The organism is Pseudoxanthobacter sp. (assembly GCF_036822375.1).
Taxonomy (GTDB): domain Bacteria; phylum Pseudomonadota; class Alphaproteobacteria; order Rhizobiales; family Segnochrobactraceae; genus Pseudoxanthobacter.
The window spans coordinates 5,446-6,840 of the sequence record NZ_DAISHT010000179.1 but is presented as its reverse complement, the minus strand read 5'-3'; the positions used below and the strand labels follow the sequence as shown (position 1 = coordinate 6,840).

Sequence of the window (1,395 nt, the reverse complement as noted above, 5' to 3'; positions counted from 1 at the left end):
CGGGCATGGCTGTGGCGGGCATGGCTGTAACCGGCGCCGGCAGGCGTGCGGACATCGCCCGTGGTGGCCCGCCGCCGAAGCCGGCCGCAGGGGCCGGCGCGGCGCCTACGCTGATGCCCTGCATGAACGCCAGCAGCCTTTCCACCCCGCCGCCGCGCGCGCAGAGCCGGACGCGCAGCCGCACCGAGGAAAGGTCCGCCGGGCCGGCGCTGGCCAGTCCCCCGACCAGAAGGTCCTGCCAGCCATAGAAGCAGGCCGCCGCCGCGTTGCCGCCCACCGCAAAACCGAACGGGCCGTAGAGGTTGTGGCCGGTGTCGGCAGAAATCACCATCGGCATCGGCATGACCCGGGCCATCTCGCGGGCGATCTCCGCCGGCGAAGGCGCGGCCGCGCGGGCGGCGTCGGCACCGGCCGGCGCAACCATGACATCGATGGCATTCTGCCCGAGTTCGCGCTGCGCCGGCGAAACAAGCAGGACGGTCTGCTGGAGGCCGCCGTTCTGGCGCTGCTCCACCACGGCCAGCACGCTGCCCTGCCCGGCCGGCGGCAGCACCAGCGCGGCGCCCGGCGGCAGCGGCGTCAGACGAAACGCGTCGGCCGCGCCCTGCGGCCGGCCGCCGGCACAGCCGGCGAGCCCGACGGCAAGCAGCAGCACCGGCAGCAAAGCTGCACCGGCCCGCCGCCGCACACGGCGCGGCCGGATACCGTCTCCGGTGCCATGTCCATCGATGCCGAAGGGCGCCAAAACCATACAACTCGCCTGAAAGGCGGCCCGTCCGCCTTCCGGCAACCATTAACAAACGAGGTTAATACAGCGTAAAGCCGCCGTTTCCGCGTCCGGTCGCGCGGATGACAACTCCGTGAGGCGCCCGTTGTCGCGTCGGAAAGCGGCCTGCCGCGCGTTCAGCCTGCGAGGCTCTGTGCCGGTGCCGCGTTGCACCGGTCGCAGGCTGCTGCAGGCAAGACCACGAAGGACTGACACGATGACACGAACCGGTGCGCTGCGATTTGGCATTCTGCTCGGCAGCTGCCTGATGGCTGCGGCGGCTGTGGCGCAGCCCGCCCGGCCCGGCGGCGAACAGGGCGGACAGGACCGCAACCGGCCGCCGCCGCCGATGTGCGTTCCGCTGACGCAACAGGGCCAGAAGGCCGCCCGGCCGTGTCCGCTGCCCCCGCCGCCGCGCGCCGGCGTGGCCCCGCTGAAAGACGGCGCGCCCTGCAAATGCGGCCCCGTGCCGGGCAAGGTGCGCAACGGCCCGCCCGGCGGCCGGCCGCCCCAGAACGGCGCCATGCCCGGCCAGACCGGCGGTCCGGGCGGCAGCGGCGGGCAGAACGGATGGCCGGCGCCCCCGGCCGAATGAGCCGCGGGGCTCACGGCGGCCCGGGCGGAACGAA

General features: G+C 74.0%; 1 protein-coding gene. It reads right to left on the bottom strand.

Translation table 11 applies throughout. The annotated features are described in order from the left end of the window. Positions 1-655: cellulose biosynthesis protein BcsN (gene bcsN, locus V7067_RS13955; RefSeq protein WP_334176512.1), on the bottom strand; the 655-nt coding region annotated here is incomplete at its 3' end. Positions 656-1,395: the final 740 nt, after the last annotated feature.